The organism is Morganella sp. TYF_1 (assembly GCF_043105645.1).
Classification (GTDB): Bacteria; Pseudomonadota; Gammaproteobacteria; order Enterobacterales; family Enterobacteriaceae; genus Morganella; species Morganella morganii_B.
Genome location: NZ_JBICLU010000026.1, coordinates 785,447 through 806,879 on the forward strand (window position 1 = coordinate 785,447; position 21,433 = coordinate 806,879).

26 protein-coding genes and 3 tRNA genes are annotated in these 21,433 nt (G+C 50.9%); 20 read left to right on the plus strand and 9 right to left on the minus strand.

The window, feature by feature from the left end; all coding sequences use genetic code 11:
* Positions 1 to 14 precede the first annotated feature (14 nt).
* From ACF8OF_RS17170 to ACF8OF_RS17265, 20 genes are all read left to right on the plus strand, one after another.
* Complete coding sequence (locus ACF8OF_RS17170; protein WP_392497237.1) at positions 15 to 479, plus strand: head completion/stabilization protein; 465 nt, start codon at positions 15 to 17, stop codon at positions 477 to 479.
* Entirely contained in the window at positions 476 to 679 is a 204-nt protein-coding gene (locus tag ACF8OF_RS17175) for a tail protein X (protein ID WP_392497238.1), read from the plus strand. Before ACF8OF_RS17170 ends, ACF8OF_RS17175 begins: the two co-directional genes overlap by 4 nt.
* A 20-nt stretch (positions 680 to 699) precedes the next feature.
* Positions 700 to 1,017: a phage holin, lambda family gene (locus tag ACF8OF_RS17180; protein WP_354621824.1), complete on the plus strand. Its 318-nt coding sequence runs from the start codon at positions 700 to 702 to the stop codon at positions 1,015 to 1,017.
* Positions 1,018 to 1,020: 3 nt separating this feature from the next.
* Positions 1,021 to 1,428, plus strand: a complete 408-nt coding sequence (locus ACF8OF_RS17185) for a structural protein (protein WP_354621825.1) — start codon at positions 1,021 to 1,023, stop codon at positions 1,426 to 1,428.
* Positions 1,425 to 1,973 (plus strand): DUF2570 domain-containing protein, encoded by a 549-nt coding sequence (locus ACF8OF_RS17190; RefSeq protein WP_392497239.1) that lies wholly within the window; start codon positions 1,425 to 1,427, stop codon positions 1,971 to 1,973. Before ACF8OF_RS17185 ends, ACF8OF_RS17190 begins: the two co-directional genes overlap by 4 nt.
* Positions 1,951 to 2,388 (plus strand): phage tail protein, encoded by a 438-nt coding sequence (locus tag ACF8OF_RS17195; RefSeq protein WP_392497240.1) that lies wholly within the window; start codon positions 1,951 to 1,953, stop codon positions 2,386 to 2,388. The genes ACF8OF_RS17190 and ACF8OF_RS17195 overlap by 23 nt, the downstream gene beginning before the upstream one ends.
* The gene (locus ACF8OF_RS17200; RefSeq protein ID WP_392497241.1) at positions 2,375 to 2,992 is read left to right on the plus strand and encodes a phage virion morphogenesis protein; all 618 of its coding nucleotides are present in this window, start codon (positions 2,375 to 2,377) and stop codon (positions 2,990 to 2,992) included. The genes ACF8OF_RS17195 and ACF8OF_RS17200 overlap by 14 nt, the downstream gene beginning before the upstream one ends.
* A 69-nt stretch (positions 2,993 to 3,061) precedes the next feature.
* Positions 3,062 to 3,700: a phage baseplate assembly protein V gene (locus tag ACF8OF_RS17205; RefSeq protein ID WP_392497242.1), complete on the plus strand. Its 639-nt coding sequence runs from the start codon at positions 3,062 to 3,064 to the stop codon at positions 3,698 to 3,700.
* Complete coding sequence (locus tag ACF8OF_RS17210) at positions 3,697 to 4,038, plus strand: GPW/gp25 family protein (RefSeq protein ID WP_392497243.1); 342 nt, start codon at positions 3,697 to 3,699, stop codon at positions 4,036 to 4,038. Before ACF8OF_RS17205 ends, ACF8OF_RS17210 begins: the two co-directional genes overlap by 4 nt.
* A gap of 2 nt (positions 4,039 to 4,040) precedes the next feature.
* Positions 4,041 to 4,949 carry a baseplate J/gp47 family protein gene (locus ACF8OF_RS17215; RefSeq protein ID WP_392497244.1) on the plus strand — a complete coding sequence of 303 codons (909 nt, stop codon included), beginning with the start codon at positions 4,041 to 4,043 and terminating at the stop codon, positions 4,947 to 4,949.
* A complete protein-coding gene (locus ACF8OF_RS17220; protein WP_392497245.1) occupies positions 4,942 to 5,544 on the plus strand; it encodes a phage tail protein I in 603 nt (200 codons plus the stop codon). The genes ACF8OF_RS17215 and ACF8OF_RS17220 overlap by 8 nt, the downstream gene beginning before the upstream one ends.
* Positions 5,544 to 6,842 carry a phage tail protein gene (locus ACF8OF_RS17225; protein WP_392497246.1) on the plus strand — a complete coding sequence of 433 codons (1,299 nt, stop codon included), beginning with the start codon at positions 5,544 to 5,546 and terminating at the stop codon, positions 6,840 to 6,842. Before ACF8OF_RS17220 ends, ACF8OF_RS17225 begins: the two co-directional genes overlap by 1 nt.
* Before the next feature lie 202 nt (positions 6,843 to 7,044).
* Positions 7,045 to 8,217 carry a phage tail sheath protein gene (locus ACF8OF_RS17230; RefSeq protein WP_392497247.1) on the plus strand — a complete coding sequence of 391 codons (1,173 nt, stop codon included), beginning with the start codon at positions 7,045 to 7,047 and terminating at the stop codon, positions 8,215 to 8,217.
* 2 nt (positions 8,218 to 8,219) lie between these two features.
* Positions 8,220 to 8,735 carry a phage major tail tube protein gene (locus ACF8OF_RS17235; protein ID WP_392497248.1) on the plus strand — a complete coding sequence of 172 codons (516 nt, stop codon included), beginning with the start codon at positions 8,220 to 8,222 and terminating at the stop codon, positions 8,733 to 8,735.
* A gap of 14 nt (positions 8,736 to 8,749) precedes the next feature.
* Positions 8,750 to 9,058 (plus strand): phage tail assembly protein, encoded by a 309-nt coding sequence (locus ACF8OF_RS17240; RefSeq protein ID WP_392497249.1) that lies wholly within the window; start codon positions 8,750 to 8,752, stop codon positions 9,056 to 9,058.
* A 14-nt stretch (positions 9,059 to 9,072) separates the two neighbouring features.
* Positions 9,073 to 9,189 carry a GpE family phage tail protein gene (locus tag ACF8OF_RS17245; protein ID WP_214183484.1) on the plus strand — a complete coding sequence of 39 codons (117 nt, stop codon included), beginning with the start codon at positions 9,073 to 9,075 and terminating at the stop codon, positions 9,187 to 9,189.
* Entirely contained in the window at positions 9,186 to 11,999 is a 2,814-nt protein-coding gene (locus ACF8OF_RS17250; protein ID WP_392497250.1) for a phage tail tape measure protein, read from the plus strand. Before ACF8OF_RS17245 ends, ACF8OF_RS17250 begins: the two co-directional genes overlap by 4 nt.
* Before the next feature lie 8 nt (positions 12,000 to 12,007).
* The gene (locus tag ACF8OF_RS17255; RefSeq protein WP_392497367.1) at positions 12,008 to 12,490 is read left to right on the plus strand and encodes a phage tail protein; all 483 of its coding nucleotides are present in this window, start codon (positions 12,008 to 12,010) and stop codon (positions 12,488 to 12,490) included.
* Positions 12,487 to 13,599 (plus strand): phage late control D family protein, encoded by a 1,113-nt coding sequence (locus ACF8OF_RS17260; RefSeq protein WP_354621836.1) that lies wholly within the window; start codon positions 12,487 to 12,489, stop codon positions 13,597 to 13,599. The genes ACF8OF_RS17255 and ACF8OF_RS17260 overlap by 4 nt, the downstream gene beginning before the upstream one ends.
* 83 nt (positions 13,600 to 13,682) lie before the next feature.
* Positions 13,683 to 13,901, plus strand: a complete 219-nt coding sequence (locus tag ACF8OF_RS17265) for an ogr/Delta-like zinc finger family protein (RefSeq protein WP_392497251.1) — start codon at positions 13,683 to 13,685, stop codon at positions 13,899 to 13,901.
* A gap of 183 nt (positions 13,902 to 14,084) precedes the next feature.
* Here the strand turns inward: ACF8OF_RS17265 and ACF8OF_RS17270 are convergent.
* From ACF8OF_RS17270 to tdcB, 9 genes are all read right to left on the minus strand, one after another.
* Positions 14,085 to 14,171, minus strand: a tRNA-Leu gene (locus ACF8OF_RS17270).
* 6 nt (positions 14,172 to 14,177) lie between these two features.
* Positions 14,178 to 14,251, minus strand: a tRNA-Cys gene (locus ACF8OF_RS17275).
* 1 nt (position 14,252) lies between these two features.
* A tRNA-Gly gene (locus ACF8OF_RS17280) sits at positions 14,253 to 14,328 on the minus strand.
* 142 nt (positions 14,329 to 14,470) lie between these two features.
* Positions 14,471 to 15,019: a CDP-diacylglycerol--glycerol-3-phosphate 3-phosphatidyltransferase gene (gene pgsA, locus ACF8OF_RS17285; RefSeq protein WP_392497252.1), complete on the minus strand. Its 549-nt coding sequence runs from the start codon at positions 15,017 to 15,019 to the stop codon at positions 14,471 to 14,473.
* A gap of 209 nt (positions 15,020 to 15,228) precedes the next feature.
* Positions 15,229 to 17,076 (minus strand): excinuclease ABC subunit UvrC, encoded by a 1,848-nt coding sequence (gene uvrC / locus ACF8OF_RS17290; RefSeq protein ID WP_392497253.1) that lies wholly within the window; start codon positions 17,074 to 17,076, stop codon positions 15,229 to 15,231.
* 40 nt (positions 17,077 to 17,116) lie between these two features.
* Positions 17,117 to 17,803 (minus strand): response regulator, encoded by a 687-nt coding sequence (locus ACF8OF_RS17295; protein ID WP_392497254.1) that lies wholly within the window; start codon positions 17,801 to 17,803, stop codon positions 17,117 to 17,119.
* Positions 17,804 to 18,019: 216 nt separating this feature from the next.
* Positions 18,020 to 18,640 carry a nitroreductase family protein gene (locus tag ACF8OF_RS17300; protein WP_025152907.1) on the minus strand — a complete coding sequence of 207 codons (621 nt, stop codon included), beginning with the start codon at positions 18,638 to 18,640 and terminating at the stop codon, positions 18,020 to 18,022.
* Positions 18,641 to 18,787: 147 nt separating this feature from the next.
* Positions 18,788 to 20,116 carry a threonine/serine transporter TdcC gene (tdcC, locus tag ACF8OF_RS17305; RefSeq protein WP_279800246.1) on the minus strand — a complete coding sequence of 443 codons (1,329 nt, stop codon included), beginning with the start codon at positions 20,114 to 20,116 and terminating at the stop codon, positions 18,788 to 18,790.
* A gap of 32 nt (positions 20,117 to 20,148) precedes the next feature.
* On the minus strand, positions 20,149 to 21,135 hold the full coding sequence (tdcB, locus tag ACF8OF_RS17310; RefSeq protein ID WP_004240287.1) for a bifunctional threonine ammonia-lyase/L-serine ammonia-lyase TdcB: 987 nt from the start codon (positions 21,133 to 21,135) through the stop codon (positions 20,149 to 20,151).
* Positions 21,136 to 21,433 lie beyond the last annotated feature (298 nt).

The following is a 21,433-nucleotide window of genomic DNA, read 5'->3' on the forward strand; positions in this document are numbered from 1 at the left end:
TTACGGGGTAACCGATGGACTTCACATCAGACAAAACAACAGACGTACCGGACGAAACACTCAGCAGCGGGGATTTTTTCCCGGATATCAGCCTGCGTCATTATCAGCTTGCGATGCTGACAGACGGCAAAGTGACCACGGAACGGCTGCGGCATGCACTGGTCAACGCCATAACGGAAGTTAACCGTGAGCTGTCGGGCTGGAAACAGTCACAGACTGCCGCCGGATTTACCTCACTGGCGGCGGTACCGACCGATCACATCAACAATGACAGTGAGCTGATACTGCTTTACCGCCGGGCGGTATACAGCGAGGCAAAGGCGAACCTGACAGAACGTTACCGCGATACCGACACCACCGGCAGCGGCGAAAAGAAAGCCGCCGCTCTGGGTGAGACCGTGGATGACCTGCGCCGTGATGTGCAGTGGGCTATTCAGCGTATCAAAGGTGAGTCACACAACATCTGTGAGCTGATATGAACGTTTTTGCGTTGCAGGGTGAAACCCTTGACGCCCTGTGCTTCCGGGTGCTGGGACAGACTGCCGGTGTGGTTGAACAGGCACTTGAACTGAATCCCGGCCTTGCCGGTCACGGTACCGTGTTACCACACGGAACACCCGTTGAGCTGCCGGATGTGGCGGAACAACCGCAAAAAACAATGATCCAACTCTGGGACTGATAACACCTCCACAAAGGGGGATGGGTATGAAAACAATGAAAGAACACTGGGCTGATATTCTCGACGCTCTTAAAAATGCCTGGCCGCAACTGTCCGGCGTGGCGGGTGCCGTTCTGATCCGCTATGGGTGCCTGATTTATGACGGCGACACCCGCAAAAACAAGTGGGCGGAATGCCTGCTGTGCGGTGCGCTGTCGTGGGCGATTATCAGCGGCGCGGAGTTTATCGGCATCCCGGACGATGCCTCCGGCATGATCGGCGGCGCGGTCGGGTTTTTAGGTGTTGAGAAGATACGCGAAATTGCACACCGCATGATTAATAAACGACTGGGAGACTGATTCATGTCACGAGGTATCAGAAATAACAATCCGGGCAATATTGACTATTACCCGGCGAACAACTGGAAAGGACAACTTGCGCACGATAAAACCATTGAGCCGCGCTTCTGCCGCTTCAGTGCGCCGGAGTACGGTATTCGCGCCATTATTGCCCTGTTACGCAACTATCAGCATAAATACGGGCTGAATACCGTCACCGGTCTTATCAGCCGCTGGGCACCGTCGAATGAAAACAACACCGCCGCCTACGTTCGCGGTGTGGCAAAAGCCCTTGAAGTTTCACCGGATGCCGTGATCAGCCTGGCTGATAAGAATACGGTTCTCAGCATGGCAAAAGCGATTATTCAGCATGAGAACGGCAGTCAGCCTTATCCGGACACATTATTTGAAAAGGCGTATTCATTGTTATGACAACCCCGGCCCGCATTATCACGCTGTTATTCAGCCTGCTGATCGCGGGCTTATTATCATTCGGCCTGAAGCATTACTACGATAAAACTGAACAGCTGACCGGTGAAAATACCGTACTGAAAAAAGATATCGACCGGCAGGCCGGGATTATCGCCGTACAGTCATTTGAATTTAACCGCTTTAACCAGATAGCGCAGGTTGCCACGCAGAATAATATCTCGCAGCGTGCCGCCTCGGAGGAGCGCCAGATTGAATACCGCACCATTCTTAAAAACAATCCGACCTGTGATCTGCCTGTGCCTCGCACTGTTTCTGACGGCCTGCACCGCGACACGTACAGTCTACGTGCCCGCACAATGCACGCCGCTGCCGGACTCGCTGACAAAACCGGTGCCGCCGTCCCTGCCGCCCGGACTCTGACCTACTGTGAACTCCCGTTGTGGATTGATTTACTGATCGCGGATCTGGATGAGGCAAACACACAACTGGAAGGCATCCGCGCCGCCGAAAAGGCAAGACAGCATGAACAAACTCAACAGCATTAAAGACACTCTGTGCCGGAAGATTCCGTATCTGAAAGAGAACCCGGAAAAACTGTATCTGTTCGTGGATGACGGCGGTATTTTTGCCACCAATGAACCGTCACTCTCCTACGAATACATTTACAGCCTGAATATTATCCTTGAAGCCTTTCCCGGTGATCAGAATATTGTGTTTGCCGTGGTGGTCGAATGGGTGAAACAGCATCAGCCGGATATTCTCGCCAACCCGGACAAACGCGGCAACGGGATCCGTTTTGAGGCCGATATTCTCAATAACCAGACCGCTAACATCAGTATTGACCTGAAGCTGACAGAGCGGATTATTGTTTCTGCACAGGACGGTAAATATCGCGTTGAGGCGGCACCGGAGCCAGCAAACCCGATGGACAGCTGGGAATATCTGAATGTCAGAAAATAGTCTTGATGCCCTGAATCATGAACTCGCCGGGCTGCTGGCCCGGGTCAGTCCTGCAGAACGGAAAAAACTGTCACGGGCGATTGTCCGTGATCTGCGCAAAAGCCAGATAGCCCGCATCCGGGAGCAGAAAAACCCGGACGGCAGCGCCTATACCCGGCGTAAGGCACAATTTATTACCGTACAGCGGGAAATGCGTTTTATCTGGCGCGGGCGGGAGCGGCGACTGAAGAACTGGCAGCAGAGCAGGAAGCTGATCACCGGGACCGACATTGACAAAAATGCGCAGCGCTCATTCCGCAAGGGTGATATTCAGCGGTTCACAGCCATTAAAAAAGACCGGATAAAGGTCAAAGGCAAAAGTAAACAGACCCGCATGTTTAAACGCCTGGCAACCGTCCGTTATATGCGCATCTTTTCCAGTGAAAACGAGGCGGCGATCTTCTTTGCCCCTGCCGCCGCTAACATTGCTGCAGTACACCAGTTCGGCCAGAAAGAACGGTTACGCAACCTTGATATTCAGTACCCGCAGCGTGAACTGCTGGGCTTTTCGCCCGATGATGCCCGGCGGATTGAAGCGGCTATTATCGACTTCCTCGCATCCTGATGTTGTATCAGCCTAACATACAACACTGAGCCGGTGCATTAATCCCCGGTTCGGTGGCAGGCTGTCCCCATGAGCGAAAACACCAAAATCGCGGAACTCCTCCGCCTGATCAGAAATATTATCCGCACCGGCGTTGTCACCGCTGTTAAGGCCGGTCGCGGTTGCCGTGTGCAGACCGGTTATCTGGAAACTGACTGGTTGCCGGTTGTGACACTGCGTGCCGGAACCGCCCGCAGCAGCTGGATGCCGTCTGTCGGTGAACAGGTGGTGATCCTCTCTGTCGGCGGCGAACTGACCACGGCGGTTGTACTGCCGGGGCTTTTTTCTGATGAATATGACGAACCGACCGGATCACTGACGGCAAACCATGTGACCTACCCGGACGGCGCGGTGATCGAGTACGAACCGGCGACCGGCACACTGACTGCGACCGGCATTAAAACCGCGCTGATCGACGCGGCTGACAGTATTACCGCCACATCACCGGTTGTTATCGTCAATGCCGAAGAAAATATCCGTTTTGTCACCCCGTCTGTTATCTGTTCGGACAATCTGACCTGTGCCACGCTGAATGTGATGAAAGGCGGCGAAATGTCCGGCAGCATTAAGCATACCGGCGGGTCATTCTCCTCAAACGGTGTGGTGATTGATAAACACGCCCACGGCGGCGTAGAGCGCGGCGGAAGCCGGACGGATGGCCCGCAATGAAGTATTACGGATTTAATGCCCTGACAGGCAGAGGCATCACGGATATTGACCATGTGCGCCAGTCGGTGCGCGACATTCTGATAACCCCGGTCGGTTCCCGTATTGCCCGGCGCAGCTACGGTTCCCTGTTGTTCCGCCTGACTGATCAGCCGGATAACAAAGCAGTACGGCTGCAACTGATATCTGCCTGCTATTCCGCCCTGCTGCGCTGGGAGCCGCGGATTCAGATTCAGCAGCTGACTATTTCATCCCCGCAGCCGGGCAGCATTGTGATCGACCTGTCCGGGGTATACGCCGGAACCGGCCAGCCGTTTTCCTTTTCCGTGCCTGTGAGGTAATTATGCCAACCATTGATATCAGTCAGTTACCGCCACCGGACGTGATCGAGTCACTGGAATTTGAACAGATTTTTGCTGTTCGCAAAGCTGCATTGCTGGCAGCGCTGCCGGAAGAACTGCGGGAGCCTGCCGCCCGTGTGCTGCAGCTGGAATCTGAACCACTGACCAAGTTGTTAGAGGAAAACGCCTACCGTGAATTACTGTTGCGCCAGCGGGTCAATGAAGCCGCCCGCGCCTGCATGGTGGCTTATGCCTACGGGGCGGATTTGGATCAACTGGGCGCGAACAACAACGTTCCCCGGCTGATCATCCGGGCGGCTGACAATACCGTGATCCCGCCACTGCCGGCCGTTTATGAATCCGATGCTGATTTCCGGATGCGTATTCCGGAGGCATTTGAGGGAATGAGTGTTGCCGGGCCTGTCGGCGCGTATGTTTTCCATGCCCGCAGCGCCTCCGGACTGGTGGCGGATGCCTCAGCAATCAGCCCGGAGCCTGCCTGTGTGACCGTCAGCGTGCTGTCCCGCAAGGGTGACGGCACAGCACCGGCGGAACTATTGACCATCGTTGATAAGGCACTGAATGATGAAAATGTGCGCCCGGTGGCTGACCGAGTCACTGTGCAGTCCGCTGAGATTGTCCGTTACACCATTGACGCGGTGCTTTATCTGTTCCCGGCCCCTGAATCCGAACCGATTGAAGCCGCAGCCCGGGAACGGATAGCGCGGTATGTGAAAGAGCAGCACCGTATCGGGCGTGATATCCGGCTGTCAGCTATTTACGCCGCCCTGCATGTCGAAGGGGTTCAGCGCGTTGAGCTGAAGAGCCCGGCAAAAGATATTGTGATAAGCGATACAGAGTCATCATTCTGCACCGGTTTGACAGTGACGGTCGGGGGATCGGATGAGTAGCCGCCAGCTGCCGACAGGTTCCAGCCCGCTGGAGATTGCCGCCGCCCGGGCCTGCGCTGAGATAGAGCGTGTACCGGTGCCGATAAAAATCCTGATCAATCCTGATACCTGTCCGCTGCATCTGCTGCCGTATCTGGCGTGGGCGTGGTCGGTTGACCGCTGGGATGCTGACTGGCCGGAGCGGACAAAACGGGATGTTATCAAAGCGTCAATGTTCATTCATAAACATAAGGGTACCATCGGGGCGCTGCGGCGTGTCGTGGAGCCGCTCGGCTATCTGATCCGAATCACTGAGTGGTGGAAAACCGGCGACCGGAACGGGACATTCCGACTGACGGTCGGCGTATCGGAAACGGGCATCACCGAAGAAACCTATTACGAACTTGAACGCCTGATATTTGATGCCAGGCCCCTCAGCCGTCACCTGCTGGGACTGGCAATTAGCCTTGATACCTGCGGTGATATTCATATCGCCGCCGGTGAGTTCAGCGGGGAGGAAATTACCGTCTATCCCTATCAGCCTGATGCGATTGAAACAACGGGCGGTGAATATACCGCCGGTGCAATACATATTATCGATACAGTGAGGGTTTAATGAGTCAAAAATATTACACAGTGCTGACTGATACCGGTGCAAATAAACTGGCAAATGCGACCGTTCTTGGCGGAAAATTAAATATAACAACGATGGCCGTTGGTGATGGCGGCGGCTCACTTCCGATGCCGGAACCGGGCAATAAAAAACTGGTGCATGAAAATCGCCGGGGGGCGATTAATCAGTTATCTGTTGATCCGGAAAACCCTAACCATATTATTGCAGAGCAAATTATCCCGGAGCAGGACGGCGGTTGGTGGGTACGTGAAATTGCTATTTTTGATGAAGATGGTGACATGATAGCGATCGGAAATTGCCCGGAAAGCTATAAACCAAAGTTACAGGAAGGCAGCGGACGTACACAAATTATCCGTATGATACTTGTTGTCAGCAGCACCGCAGCCGTAACACTGAAAATCGATCCATCTGTTATTCTCGCTACTCAGAAATATGTTACTGAAACAACGGATAAAAAAATTAAAGAGTCAGAACAAAAAGCAGCAGAAACATATCAGCCGAAAGGTGACTATGTTCTGCATCCGTATTTAAAACTGGAACTGCTTAAAAAGATTGATAAAGCGGATATCACTCAGCAGCTGGGGAATGATACCGGCAAAGTGGTGTCACAAAATCTTCTGACCACCGAACTCGGTAAAAAGGCCGGTGTTGCTGATGTTAACAGCAAACTCGCCAAAGACCAGAACGGTGCAGATATCCCTGATAAACAGAAGTTTATAGATAACCTCGGGTTACCGGGTAAATTTCAGCCAAAAGATGATTATGTTCTGCATTCGTATTTAAAGCTGGAACTGCTGAAAAAAATAGATAAAGCGGATATCACCCATCAGCTGGGAAATGACACCACCAAAGTGGTATCACAAAATCTTCTGACCACCGAACTCGGCAAAAAAGCCGCCGTAGGCACCAGCTATTCAAAAGCAGAATCTGATAACAAATATCAGCAGAAAGGTAACTATGCGTTAAAATCTGATTTAGATGCATATCAGAAAAAAACATTATTAGTCAGTGGGATAAAACAAATTTATAAGGGTGAAAATTTAAACACTGGCAGTACCTTTACGGTCAATGAGGATTTGCGGGGCAGGATGCTGTATTTACAAAACTCAATGGACAGGGGATTCACCCCTATCGTGATCCCCCAGGACAACATGACTATTTCAGCCTGCGTGACAAATGATTCCTGGTATGAAATCAGACTGACCAATAGCGGTAAGACATTTAATGTCATGAACAGGAAAGGTGGTGTACTGGTTACCATGGTTTTTGTCTCTGTATGAAAGCATTGTAAAATACCGTCCCGAATCCTCCGGAAGCTATCGACACATCCCCTGAACCGGATATCGGCAAGCATCAAAGCAGTAACAAAAATAAGGGGCGTTTGCCCCTTTGTTGTACAACCCTCTCCTACAACACCAACCGCACGACATTACGTCACATCAATAACACCATAGAAAGCACCAAAAAGAGGAGCTTCTTTCTATGGCACAAGATTATCATCACGGCGTGCGGGTCATTGAAATTAATGACGGTACACGCCCTGTCCGCACGGTCAGCACGGCAATTGTCGGCATGGTCTGTACCGCTGACGACGCGGACCCAAAACAATTCCCGCTGAACAAACCCGTTCTGGTGACGGATATCCGTTCCGCACTCGGCAAAGCCGGTGATACCGGCACGCTGGCGCACTCACTTCAGGCAATCAGCGACCAGACAAAACCGGTGACGGTTGTTGTCCGCGTTGAACAGGGTGAAAGCGAAGCCGAAACCACATCAAATATTATCGGCGGTACGACGGACGACGGTCGCAAAACGGGTATGCAGGCACTGCTTGTCGCAAAAGCACATACCGGCGTTAAGCCCCGCATTATCGGTGTTCCCGGGCATGACACGCAGGAGGTTACATCAAAACTGGTGACAATTGCACAGACACTGCGGGCATTTGCCTATGCCAGCGCCTACGGCTGTCAGACTATTCCGGACGTACTGGACTACCGCAAGAACTTCAGTCAGCGTGAACTGATGCTGATTTACCCGGACTTTTTGTCGTGGGATTCCGTCAAAAATGCAGAGGCAACGGCTTACGCAACAGCGCGGGCACTGGGGATACGTGCAAAAATCGACGAAGAAACCGGCTGGCATAAAACCCTGTCAAACATCGGCGTTAACGGTGTGACCGGTATTTCCGCCGATGTGTCATGGGAATTGCAGGACCCGGCAACTGATGCCGGTCTGCTGAATGAAAACGACATCACCACACTGATCCGCGAAGACGGTTTCCGTTTCTGGGGTTCCCGCACCTGTTCTGATGATCCGCTGTTTGCCTTTGAAAACTACACCCGCACCGCGCAGGTGCTGGCCGATACCATGGCAGAGGCGCACATGTGGGCTGTTGATAAGCCGGTGACCCCGACACTGGTCAAAGACATGATCGACGGTATCAACGCCAAAATGCGCAGCCTGACGACTCAGGGTTATTTGCTCGGCGGTGAGTGCTGGTTTGATCCCGATGCCAACAGCAAAGAAGAGCTGAAAGACGGACAGTTAGCGATCGATTATGACTACACACCGGTGCCACCGGCTGAAAATATCAAATTACGTCAGCGTATCACCGACAAATACCTGATGGATTTCTCATCAAAAATTAAGGGGTAATCATGGCCTTACCGCATAAACTGAAAAACATGAATATGTTTTTTAACGGCGACAACTGGCAGGGGAAAGCTGAAGAAATCACCCTGCCGAAACTGACCCGGAAACTTGAGGCTTACCGTGCAGGCGGCATGAATGGTGCCGTTCACGTTGATCTCGGGCTTGAGGATGATGCGCTTGCCTGTGATTTCACGATAGGCGGCATCGAAGCTGAACTCTATAAACAGTGGGGCATCACGGCAATAGATGGCCTCCCGATACGTTTCACCGGGGCCTACCAGCGTGAAGAAAACGAAGCTGTGACGGCCTGTGAAGTCGTTCTGCGCGGACGGATTACCGAGATTGATCCCGGAAGTGCAAAACAGGGCGATAACACTCAGGTGAAATTCAGCTTTAAACCGACCTATTACCGGCTGGTCTGGAACGGTGCTGATCTCATTGAGATTGATGTTATCAACATGGTTGAAAAAGTGGACGGTGTTGACCGTCTGGCAGAACAACGCGCCGCTATCGGGCTGTAACAGGAACACTATAAATGACTGAACACGTTAATAAAGCATTCGCCGTTGTCGAACTGGATGAACCCATCAAACGCGGTGAGACAGAAATCACCCGGGTTACTATTCGTAAACCTAACTCCGGCGCGTTACGCGGTGTGCGTTTACAGGTACTGATGGAAATGGATGTCAACTCCATGACCGAGATATTACCGCGTATCACTGACCCGTCACTGACGAAACCGGAAATCGGTGCTATGCCGCCGGGTGACCTGCTTAATATGTCAATTGAGGTGGTTAATTTTTTGCTGCCGAAGTCGATGCAGGCCGATTACCGGAACGATTAACGGTAGATGATTTGGTGGCTGATATTGCCACCATTTTTCACTGGACCCCCGCCGACACGGCGGACATGAGTCTGACAGAATTAATTGAATGGCGTTATCACGCTTACAAACGCAGCGGTAACAGTGAATGAGCAGAAACCTCCGTTTACAGGTTGTGTTAAATGCCGTCGATAAATTAACGCGACCGTTCCGCAGTGCGCAGGAGTCCAATAAACGGCTGGCGGGCGCAGTCCGCCAGTCCCGTGACGCACTGAAAGACCTGAACCGTCAGGCCGGACAAATTGACGGCTTCCGCAAAACAAAACAGCAACTCACCGAAACGCAGCAGGCCTATCAGGCGGCAACACAACGTGCCGCCGCCCTCGCCCGTGAAATGAATACTTCCGGCAATCCGACCCGGCAGCAGGCCGAAGCACTCAAACGTGTACAGCGTGAAGCCGGTCAACTGAAAAACCGGTTTGAACAACTCCGGCGATCCACCCAGCAACAGCGCACGGCCTTGCAGGCCAGCGGTATCTCGACAACCCAACTCGGACAGGCACAGCGCCGCCTGAACAGCGACATTGCCCGCACCACCCAGCAACTTCAACGGCAGGAACAGCAGCTGCGCCGCAGCGCTGAACAGGAACGCCGTATGGCGGCGGCAAAAGGCAGCTATCAGAAAACGATGGATGTCAGAAATAAAATGGCCGGTACCGGTGCGGCAGCGATGGCAACCGGCGGTGCGGCATTGTATGCCGGGAAGAAATTTATGGCGCCGGGCTATGATTTTGAAGTCGGGATGTCGAAAGTGCAGGCATTAACACGGCTGGATAAAAACTCGGAAGAGTACAAGGCGCTGCGTGAGCAGGCCCGGCAACTGGGAGCAACCACCGCATTCACGGCAAACGAAGTGGCACAGGGGCAGTCATTCTACGCCATGGCCGGATTTAAACCGGAGCAGATACAGAACGCCATGAAAGGCACCCTGTCGATGTCCCTCGCCGGTGATATCGACCTTGCCACCACGGCCGATATCGGATCAAACATCCTGACCGGGTTTAAACTGAACTCTGACGAAATGAACCGCGTCAGTGATACGCTGGTTGCCACCTTTACCCGGTCCAATACCAACCTGAACATGCTGGGCGACACCATGAAATATGTCGCGCCGGTCGCGTCCGGGCTGGGCGTTGATCTGGAAACCGCCGCCGTTGCTGCCGGTAAGCTGGGGGATGCCGGTATTCAGGGCAGTATGGCCGGTACCAGTCTGCGATCTATTCTCGGCCGTCTGGCAGAGCCGCCTAAACAGGCTGCTGACGCACTGGAAAAACTGAACATCAAGACCCGGGATGCCAAAGGCAACTTACGCGGCTTGCCGGAAATCCTCGCTGAACTCGACAATAAAACAAAAAAAATGGGTACGGCGCAGCGTGCCGGGTACTTTAAACACATTGCCGGTGAAGAGGCATTTTCCGCACTGTCGGTACTGACTGAACAGGCCGGTAAAGGCGAACTGCAAAAAATGATTGCCGAAGTCAAAGCGGCTAAAGGTGAGGCTCAGAAAGTGGCCGATACCATGACCGATAACCTTGACGGCGATTTAAAAAACCTCACCTCGGCATGGGAAGATGTCGGTATTCAGATATTCGGTGGTGTTGACAGCCCGCTGCGCGATATCGCGAAATCCATTACCACTATTATCAGTAAGGTCGGGGACTGGGCGAAGCGCAATCCGGAGCTGGCGAACACACTGACAAAAATTGCCCTGGCACTCGGCGTGATCCTCGCTGTGGGCGGCGCGATTGTTCTGATGCTGGCTGCTATGCTCGGCCCAGTCGCAATGCTGAAAATGAGTCTGTCGGTACTTGGCATTAAGGGTGCCGGTGCGTTTGGTCTGCTGGCGAAAGGATTAAAAGCTGTCGGGATGGCCTTATTCGGTATCGGAAAAGCCCTGCTGACAAACCCGCTGTTTCTTGCAGCAGCTGCGATTGCCGCCATTGCCTACGCGATATATAAAAACTGGGACACTATTGTCGCTTTCTTTAAAAAAGTATGGGCGGAAGTGGTACGTATCTTTTCCTCTGCATGGGACTCAATATCCGCTTATTACAGCGGCATGTGGGCAGGTATCAGTAACGCCTGTTCTGCCGCATGGAACTGGATCACCCGCATTGTCACCGGCGCGTGGGACGCGATTAAAAGTTTTTTCCTGAAATATTCTCTGCCGGGAATTATTTACCGCAACTGGGACGGAATTAAAAAATACATGTCTGATCTGTGGGAAACCGTGAAAACCACCATCAAAACCAAATGGGATCAAATCATCACGGATATTAAGAATCTCCCGGCAACCATGAAGCAAGCCGCATCGGACATGATAGACAGCATCATCAACGGTATTAACGAAAAATGGGAAGACCTGAAAAATAAGTTTGCTGAAATAAAGCAGATGGCAAAAGACGCCATCACGCCGGACTGGCTGAAAGAAGCAAAACAGGATCCGAAGTTCGCTGCAGCAGTAGAAGCCACAAAGCAGACCACCACAACAGGCGGCATCCGTACCGCTAACTGGGGCATTCCGCCGAAAAAGTACGCCGGAGCCTATGATTCCGGCGGACATATACCGCGAGGCCAGTGGGGTATTGTTGGTGAGAACGGGCCGGAAGTGGTGGACGGCCCGGCAAATGTGACCAGCCGGAAAAGCACTGCAGCACTGGCAATGCTGGCACTGAGTACCCTGTCACAACCGATAGCGGCGGCACCGGCACAAACGGCCGGCGGTTCTGTCAGCAGTTCGTCTTCATCACAGCAGAACGCCGCTCCGGTTATCAACATCTATCCGACACCGGCGCATTCCGCACAGGATATCGCCCGCGAAGTTGCCCGCCAGCTGGACGCGCACGCCCGCCGACAGCAGGCCAGCCGCCGCAGCGGGTACAGTGACACAGAGGAGTTTTGATTATGGCTATGGCTGCGCTCGGTCTGTTCGTGTTTGAGCTGCGAACCGTGCCGCTTCAGGGGATGCAGGAAGAAAAACAATACCGCTTTGCATATAACAGCCGGGTCGGAAAACGTCCGTCCTGGCAATTTTTGGGATTATCCAATGATCCGCTTACCCTGTCAGGCGCACTCTGCCCGGAAATCAGCGGCGGGCGGTTTTCTATGATGGCGCTTGAGGCTATGGCAGACAGCGGGAAAGCCTGGTCCTTTATCGGCGGCGAGGGAACCATTTACGGGATGTATGTCATTGAGTCCATCAGCAAAAACAAAAGTGAGTTTTTTCACGACAGCGCGGCCAGAAAGATTGATTTCACCATCAAACTCACCCGCGTTGATGAATCGCTGTCTGAGATGTTCGGTGATATCAGTGCGCAACTGGATTCACTGAGTGATACGGCTGCCACTGTCGGAAACAACATTGCTGACGGCATCACGGGGTTATTATCATGACGGATTTTTTCCTCACCGGTACTGAGTGCGCCCCGGCGTATTCGCTTTCTGCCGGATCCGTCAACATCAATGAGCGGATTCAGGGGCGGCTGATTTCTCTGTCACTGACGGACAACCGCGGATTTGAGGCTGACCAGCTGGACATTGAGATCGATGATGCTGACGGCAAAATGATGCTGCCGAAACGCGGCGAGGTGTTATCGCTGCACTTAGGCTGGAAGAATGAAGCGCTGATTTTTAAGGGTAAATTTACGGTTGATGAAATAGAGCACAGTGGCCCGCCTGACAAACTGACCATACGCGGGCGCAGTGCGGACTTTCGTTCGTCACTGAATGCAAAACGCGAGGTGTCCTATCACGAAAAGACGCTGGGCGACATCATCACCACGATTGCAAAGCGAAATAACGTGGAGCCGGTGATCGAAAAGACACTCGCTGAGATTAAAATTGCCCATATCGACCAGACCAATGAGTCAGACGGTTCCTTTCTGGCGCGACTCGGCAAACAGGAGGGCGCTGTCGCGGCTGTAAAAAACGGTCAGTTGCTGTTTATGCCGCAGGGCAGCGGAAAAACCGCCTCCGGCAAACCGATCCCGGCGCTGCTGATCACCCGGTCCGTTGGTGACGGATACCGGTTTTCACTCGCTGACCGTGGCGCGTACACCGGCGTTATTGCTTCATGGCTGAACACCCGCAAACCGGAGAAAAAAGATGAGGTGAAAGTTAAACGCAAGCTGAAGCCAGGCAAAAATAAAAATCAGGAAAAAAGTCAAAAACAAAATGAGCCGCAGGGTGATTATCTGGTTGGTGAAGAAGGGAATGTACTGACGCTTTCACACACTTACGCTAACAAAAATAACGCTGAACGGGCAGCGAAAGCCGCCTGGGAAAAAATGCAGCGCGGTGTTGCCTCTCTGTCTATCCAGCTGGCAAAAGGCCGGGCTGATATCTATCCGGAAATGCCGGTAAAGGTTCAGGGGTTTAAGCCGGAAATTGACGGCGCAGAATGGATATTGACGAAAGTGTCACACTCACTGAATGACAGCGGGTTTACATCTGCGCTGGAATTTGAGGTAAAAATTTCTGATGTCGAAATGGGTGACGGATAAACACGTAAAATAATACTGATTAAATCATCAGTGGTTGCTATAATTAACGCAATATCAACATGATGATAAAAGGTAAGTCAATCATGATGAAATGTCCTCTTTGCGGCGAACTTGCCCGCACCCGCAGTTCCCGTGATGTCACCACCGAAACAAAAGAACGTTATAACCAGTGCATGAATATTAATTGCGGTGCAACGTTCGTCAGTCTTGAATCACTTTCGCGATTCATTACAAAACCTCAACTGATCGGTGCGGTAACACTTCACACCACTAACGATAAGCAATTATCAATGGGTTTATAATGCGGTGCAAAAAAGAACTATTTTGGTTGGAATCATGGTGCTGTATAAAAAAACAGTGATGCCAATCTGCTGCCACTTCTGCTGCCACTTTTGATTTTGATGCACAGAAAAACAAAGAAAAAAGCCACCGCAAGGGTGGCTTTTCTTAACGCTAACTCACTGATAAATCAATGAATTTCTATATGGTGCCCAGAGCGGGACTTGAACCCGCACAGCCTTGCGGCCGAGGGATTTTAAATCCCTTGTGTCTACCGATTTCACCATCTGGGCTGAATATGGAGGCGCGTCCCGGAGTCGAACCGAGGTACACGGATTTGCAATCCGCTGCATGGCCACTCTGCCAACGCGCCCTGGAGCGGGAAACGAGACTCGAACTCGCGACCCCGACCTTGGCAAGGTCGTGCTCTACCAACTGAGCTATTCCCGCATCTCTGAACTTACTGATTTACTTATTTGTTTTCGTAAACCGCTGTGTCGTTCGGATGCGTTGCATTCTACTGATTTCACGCTGTGAGTCAACCGCTTAATTCATGAAAAATGATCGTTCGCTGTTTTTTACAGCATATCGATCAGGCTTCACTCAAATCCACCCATGCAGCGCGTAAATATTGGAACATAGACCAGAAAGTCAGGATCATTGCAATGTAGAAAAGGATGAAAGCCGCAATTTCCGTCAGGTCATTTGGCTTCCAGATGAGCCCCACCAGCGCCACCATTTGTGCCGTGGTTTTGACTTTACCCATCCAGGAAACGGCAACGCTGTTGCGTTTGCCCAGCTCCGCCATCCATTCACGCAGTGATGAGATAATAATTTCACGGGCAATCATTGTGATGGCAGGCAGTGTTATCCACCAGCTCGCATAATCTTCTGTTACCAGTACCAGTGCGGTCGCCACCATCACTTTATCCGCGACAGGATCCAGAAAGGCCCCGAAACGGGTGGTTTGCTTCAGACGGCGGGCAAGGAAACCATCAAACCAGTCTGTCATCGCAGCAATGACAAAAATAGCGGCGCTGACAACCGGTGCCCAACTGAACGGTAAATAGAAGGCAAGAACAAAGAACGGTATCAGGATAACGCGAAACAGAGTCAGCCATGTAGGGATATTTAATCGCATAACGGAGCCATTATTTTATAAGTCAGATGAAAAAGCCGCTTGCGCATCTGCCGGCACAATATTACCGCCCCGCTGATTCCGGGGCACGTTGCGTGATTTTCAGGTTCTGCGCAATCCTACCGGATAACACCATACTACCACAGTTACGGATAACTCACCGCTGTTATTGAAAAAATTCTCTCGTTTGCCACACCGATAAGCCCTGTTTATTAATGCTTAAGCGCATGGTAAATTTTTTCCGCCAGTGCATACGAGATAGTCGGGACTTTGGCGATTTCATCAATACTGGCGTTACGTAGCGGCTGTAACCCGCCCATGTATTTGAGCAGCATTTGCCGCCGTTTCGGCCCGATGCCTTCTATCGATTCCAGCGCACTGGTGTTTTTAACTTTTGCCCTGCGCTGCCGGTGGCCGGTGATCGCATGATTGTGAGATTCATCACGGATATGCTGGATCACATGCAGCGCCGGTGAGTCCGGCGGCAATGCCATGCCTTCCCCCGAGGCAGCAAAAAAGAGGGTTTCCAGCCCCGCTTTACGGTCACTGCCCTTCGCTACCCCGATCAGTTTTGGTCTGTTTTTATCCCAGTCCACATCCAGGCCGGCAAAGGCTTCAATCGCTTTACCGAGCTGACCTTTGCCCCCGTCGATAAAAATAATATCGGGGATTTTTTCGTCACCGATATGTTTGCCGTAACGGCGATGCAGTACCTGATCCATCGCCGCATAGTCATCCCCCGGTGTGATACCGGTGATATTGTAACGGCGGTATTCCGATTTCACCGGCCCGTTGCTGTCAAAAACCACACAGGAAGCCACTGTCTGGTCACCCATAGTATGGCTGATATCAAAACATTCCATGCGGTTAATGGCTTCAATGCCGGTCAGCTCTGACAGGGCTTTCATACGTGTCGCAATAGTGGATTGCTGTGCCCGTTTTGTCATCAGCGCGGTAACGGCATTGGTGTGTGCCAGCTTCAGATAACGGGCACGATCACCGCGCGGTTTTGGCTGAATCAGGATCCGCCGTCCGGCAAACTGAGACAGCGTTTCCTCCATAATCTCTTTTTCCGGTAACGGGAAATCCAGCAGAATATCATCCGGTAATGAACGGTTCTCACTGCCCTGGAGATAGAACTGTCCGATAAAGGTTTGTACAATTTCATCCGGTTCCGTACCGGCCGGAACTTTCGGGAAGTAACTGCGACTTCCCTGTACCCGCCCGTTGCGGATAAACAGGACATGAATACAGGCCAGACCGGTATCAAAATAAACACCGACGACATCCAGGTCATCACCGGATCCGGTGACAAACTGTTTTTCAGTAACAGCGCGAACAGCCTGAATCTGATCCCGCAAACGGGCAGCCTCTTCAAAACGCAGTGTCTGACTGGCCTGCTCCATTTTTTCCACCAGTTCTGTCAGCACCTGCTGATCTTTACCTTCCAGAAACAGGCGGACCAGGTTCACTTCTCTGTCGTAATCCTCATCACTCACCAGCCCTTTGACACACGGCCCCAGACAGCGGCCAATCTGGTATTGCAGACACGGGCGGGAGCGGTTGCGGTAGACGCTGTCCTCACACTGACGGACGGGGAATAATTTTTGCATCAGCGCCAGCGTTTCACGCACAGCATAGGCGTTCGGAAACGGCCCGAAGTATTCCCCTTTGGCGTGTTTAGCCCCGCGGTGAACAGCCAGCCGCGGGTGCTTGTCATTGCTGCTCAGATAGATGTACGGATAGGATTTATCATCGCGCAACAACACGTTGTAACGCGGCTGATATTTTTTGATGTAGGTGTGTTCCAGCAGTAACGCCTCCGTTTCCGTGTGCGTCACTGTGACATCTATCTGAGCAATGTTTTTAACCAGCTGCTCGGTTTTTTTTCCCGAAACCTGCGTACGGAAATAGCTGGAAAGCCGTTTTTTCAGATCTTTGGCTTTCCCGACATAAATCACTGTACCTTCAGCATCATACATCCGGTACACTCCGGGCTGGCTGGTTACAGTTTTTAAAAATGCTTTCGCATCAAATTCAGTCACAACCGGTTTTTCCATACGGAATACAAACTCTCTGTTTTCGGCGTTAATTCAGTCATCATGTATCGCGCCTGCTGCCCTCCGCAGGTACGAATGGCACCACGCTGTCAATGTGGATCAGCCCGTAGCGCAATGCCAGATGGGTGAGTTTAATATCACCATCAATATTCAGCTTATTAAATATTCTATATCGATAACTGTTCACCGTCTTGCTGCTGAGACACATTTTGTCAGCAATTTGTGTGACTTTAATGCCCTGCGCTATCATGACCATCACCTGACGCTCCTGGTGGCTCAGTTTATCCAGCGGGTTGCTGTCATGTGCATGCAGGCGGGTGTCAAGAATGGTCTGCTGGGCGATATCCGGTGCCACATAACGCTGGCCCCGGCTGATAATCCGGATGGCGTGCAGTAAATCCTCACTGTCACTGTTCTGATACAAATACCCCGCTGCACCACTGTTCATCACTTTATACGGTGAAATCAGGCTGTGTTCATCTGTCAGAATGACCACTTTAGTTTCTGAGGTATAGCGGGTAATTTTTTTTGCGGCATCCAGGCCACTCATCACCGGAAAGCCGATATCAATCAGCGCCACATCCGCATGATTATCACGGCACCAGCGCACCGCAGTGGCACTGTCCCTGACCTCTCCTGCTATTTTCATACCTTGTGTTGCCGTGATAATGGCACCAATCCCTGCACGGTAAAATTCATTCGTATTTGCCACTAATACTGAAATCACACAGAACTCCTTTCTGAATTTTCAATAAATTTACCGAAATTATACAAGCACCAGTTAAACCGTTATTTAATAAAAATGATATTTTTAAGATAACAGACTGAATATTATAAATATATTTCGTTGTTAAAAATTGATTTCAGTGATGATTCAACAGAAACAGAAGGGATAAAAGGAGATGGCTGCCGGGAGACAGCAGCCGGAGACAAACAGATAATGTTACGGCATGTCAGGGTGAAAACGATCAATACTGACCAGCTGGTCAAAAGGCAGTTTACCGGTACGCGGATAAGGCTCACCGGCGGATTTGCCAATCGCCACCATCAGGCAGATTTCATAGTTTTCCGGCAGGTCAATGACTTCAGCCACCGCATTAAAATCAAATCCGTCCATCGGACAGCTGTCATATCCCTGCTCTTTTGCCAGCAGCATCAGGGTCTGGGCAAAAATACCGGCACTGCGCATAATTTCATCACGCTGGGTTTCCGGTTTACCGCGATAGTAGTTATCAACCGCACTGACCATAAAATCCCGCACCAGCGGATCTGCATCATGCCAGATTTCACGGGTGCGGGAACTCCAGGCCGCGATATCACCGCATAAAATCACCAGCATGGAAGCATCCGTCATCTGCGGCTGATCCCAGCCCACTTTGCGGATGTTGCGGCGTTGTGCCGGATCTTCCACCAGCAGCGGACGCCAGTGCTGAAGATTAAAGGCACTCGGGGCATTTTCCATCGCCAGTGACAACAAGGCTTTTTTTTCATTCAGCGGGATCACAAAATCAGGATCAAACTTCTTGGTTGCTCTGCGCTGGCGTACAGCATCAATAACATTCATACAAGCTCCTGTTTATTCCATTTATTATACGGATGATGTCTTTACCATAGCATGAATTTTACCCCGGATGCGGGGAGAAGATGACGCCGCAAAAAAAAACCTGCACTCCGGTGAGTGCAGGTTTTCAGTCATTAACTGTCAGTGAAATTACGCGACCAGTTTGAATACGATGTTACCGATGGTCAGCAGACCGATGATGGTAACGAAGTAGTTAGATGCCTGACCTTTGTATTTGCTCAGAGCCGGTACACGGTTAACCGCATACATTGGCAGTAAGCACAGCAGAGATGCGATGATTGGTGCACCCATTGCTTCGATCAGATCCAGGATGTTCGGATCGAGATACGCGATAACCCAGGTAGAACCCATGATGAAGACCATGGAGATCAGGTTCAGTTTACCAATGCTGACTTTGTTTTTGTCGCCACCGAAAGCAAATTTCAGTAACAGGCCGTTCATACCTTCCAGAGTCCCCAGATAGTGACCGAAGAAAGATTTGAAGATGGCAACCAGTGCGATGATTGGTGCAGCCCAGACCAGGATAGAGGCCAGAGTACCGTTAGCACCGCCCACGTTGTTGAAGTGGTAAGCCAGGTAAGTCAGAACAGGGATGTTCATCTCTTTCGCTTCAGCCATGTTAGCCGGAGACAGCGCGAACAGGCAGCTGAATGCGAAGAACATAACCACACCCACCATCAGTAAACCGGCACGGGAGATGATTTTGTTCACTTTCTGCTCGGTGAAATCTTTACCGCACGCCGCTTCATACTCTTCACGTTTTGATACCACGAAAGAAGAGACGATTGGTGAGAAGTTGAAAGAGAACACCATGATGGAAATACCCAGCCATACGGTTACCAGGATACCGCTGTGACCGAACAGCTGGAAGCTGTCTGCATTCACAGTGTCAAATACCGCTGAGTTCCAGTAAGGGATCAGAGCCAGAGATAACAGCACCAGGCTGGCAATGAACGGGAACACCAGGTAACTCATGACGCGGACCATCAGGTCTTTACCGAAGTAAATAATGATAGCCATGGCTAACAGCAGAACCAGGGCAACCACACCACGGTTCAGCGGCATCAGACCCAGCTGCTGTTCCCAGAATGCCATAAAGGTATTGGTAATAGTTACGCCGTAGATCCACAGCAGCGGACAGATTGCGAAGAAGTACAGGAACGTGATGACAACACCACCGCCTTTACCAAAGTGTTCTTCAACGGTTTCTGTGATATCGCCTGACGGATTGCTGCCTGACAGACATAAACGGGCTAATGCACGGTGACATAAGAACGCAATCGGATATGCCAGAACCAGCATGATCAGAATCGGGATCAAACCACCGTAACCGGCACGAATCGGGAAGAATAGTACCCCTGCACCTATAGCAGTACCGAACAGACCGAGTGTCCAGGTCGTGTCCGATTTACGCCAGCTTTTATACTCAGCCGGAATCTGGGTTTTGTCAGTACTCATGTTGCTTTTCCTTTTAAAAGACTATGCAAATATTATTTTTCGTGGGTACCAATAATTTCAGAGATACGAGTCAGGTCAATGTTCCCGCCGGAAATGATGCTGACTGTCTTCTTATGTTCAATATATTTTTTCAGTTTTCCGCTCAGAATCGCAGCAGACGCCAGTGCACCGGCACCTTCGGTCACTACTTTGTTGCGCTGAATTAACGCAATCATGCTTTCGCGGATTTCTTCTTCTGTTACCAGAATGATGTCTGTCACCAGCTCTTTCACGATATCATACGTGATACTGCCCGGCGTCGAAACATCGCAACCATCTGCCACAGTACCGGCATCACGATGGGTCGTGATTTTACCAGCACGGTATGATGCTTCCATACCATGAACGTTTTCAGATTGGACACCGATCACATTAATAGTCGGGTTGATGGATTTCAGAGCCACCGCAACACCGGCAATCAGACCGCCGCCGCCGATTGGAACGATAACGTTATCGACATCGTACAGATCTTCAAGGATTTCCAGACCAATAGTCCCCTGGCCTGCGATCACTTTTTCATCATCGTATGGCGGGATAAAGATACGGCCTTCCTGCTCAATGATTTCTCTTGCTTTAGCAATGGTGTCATTGAAGTTATTACCGTGCAGAACAACTTCCGCTGAGTAATCGGAGGTTGCTGCAATTTTGGATTTTGGTGCCCCGGTAGGCATAACAACTTTGCCGTTGATACCTAACATAGCGCAGGATAAAGAAACACCCTGAGCATGGTTACCGGCTGAGCAGGCAACGATGCCCTGTGCTCTTTCTTCTGGTGTCAGCGAACTTAACTTGTTAAATGCACCACGGAGTTTGAATGAACCTGTGCGCTGCATGTTTTCAAATTTTAAGTGGATTGTGCCGTTGCACTTTTCACTTAAATAGTTGGACTTCGGCATACCCGTTTTGTAGACATGTCCTCTGATGGTTTTTTGTGCATCAATGATATCTTTAATGGTTACCGGAAGATCGTATGTAATCATGACAAACCTCGTCCTATCTTTTTATATATATTAAAATTGAGTCTAACTATACCGACAAATTTAAAAACAACTGTATTTCAAATCATATTTTTAAAATATTCCCGAAAAACTTTCTCAACGTGTGATCCAATCCAAACTTCTTTCGCTTTTCTGTCTTTTTTAATGTTTTATATTTCATTTCAAGTTAAATGAAAATGCCTTAATGTTGCTAATTTGTTAAATTCAAGCGATTAGTTTACCCCTACGTTGCACATGGCGATCTGTTTTCCGTTTTCTGTTGCTTATGTTGTTTTTTTGT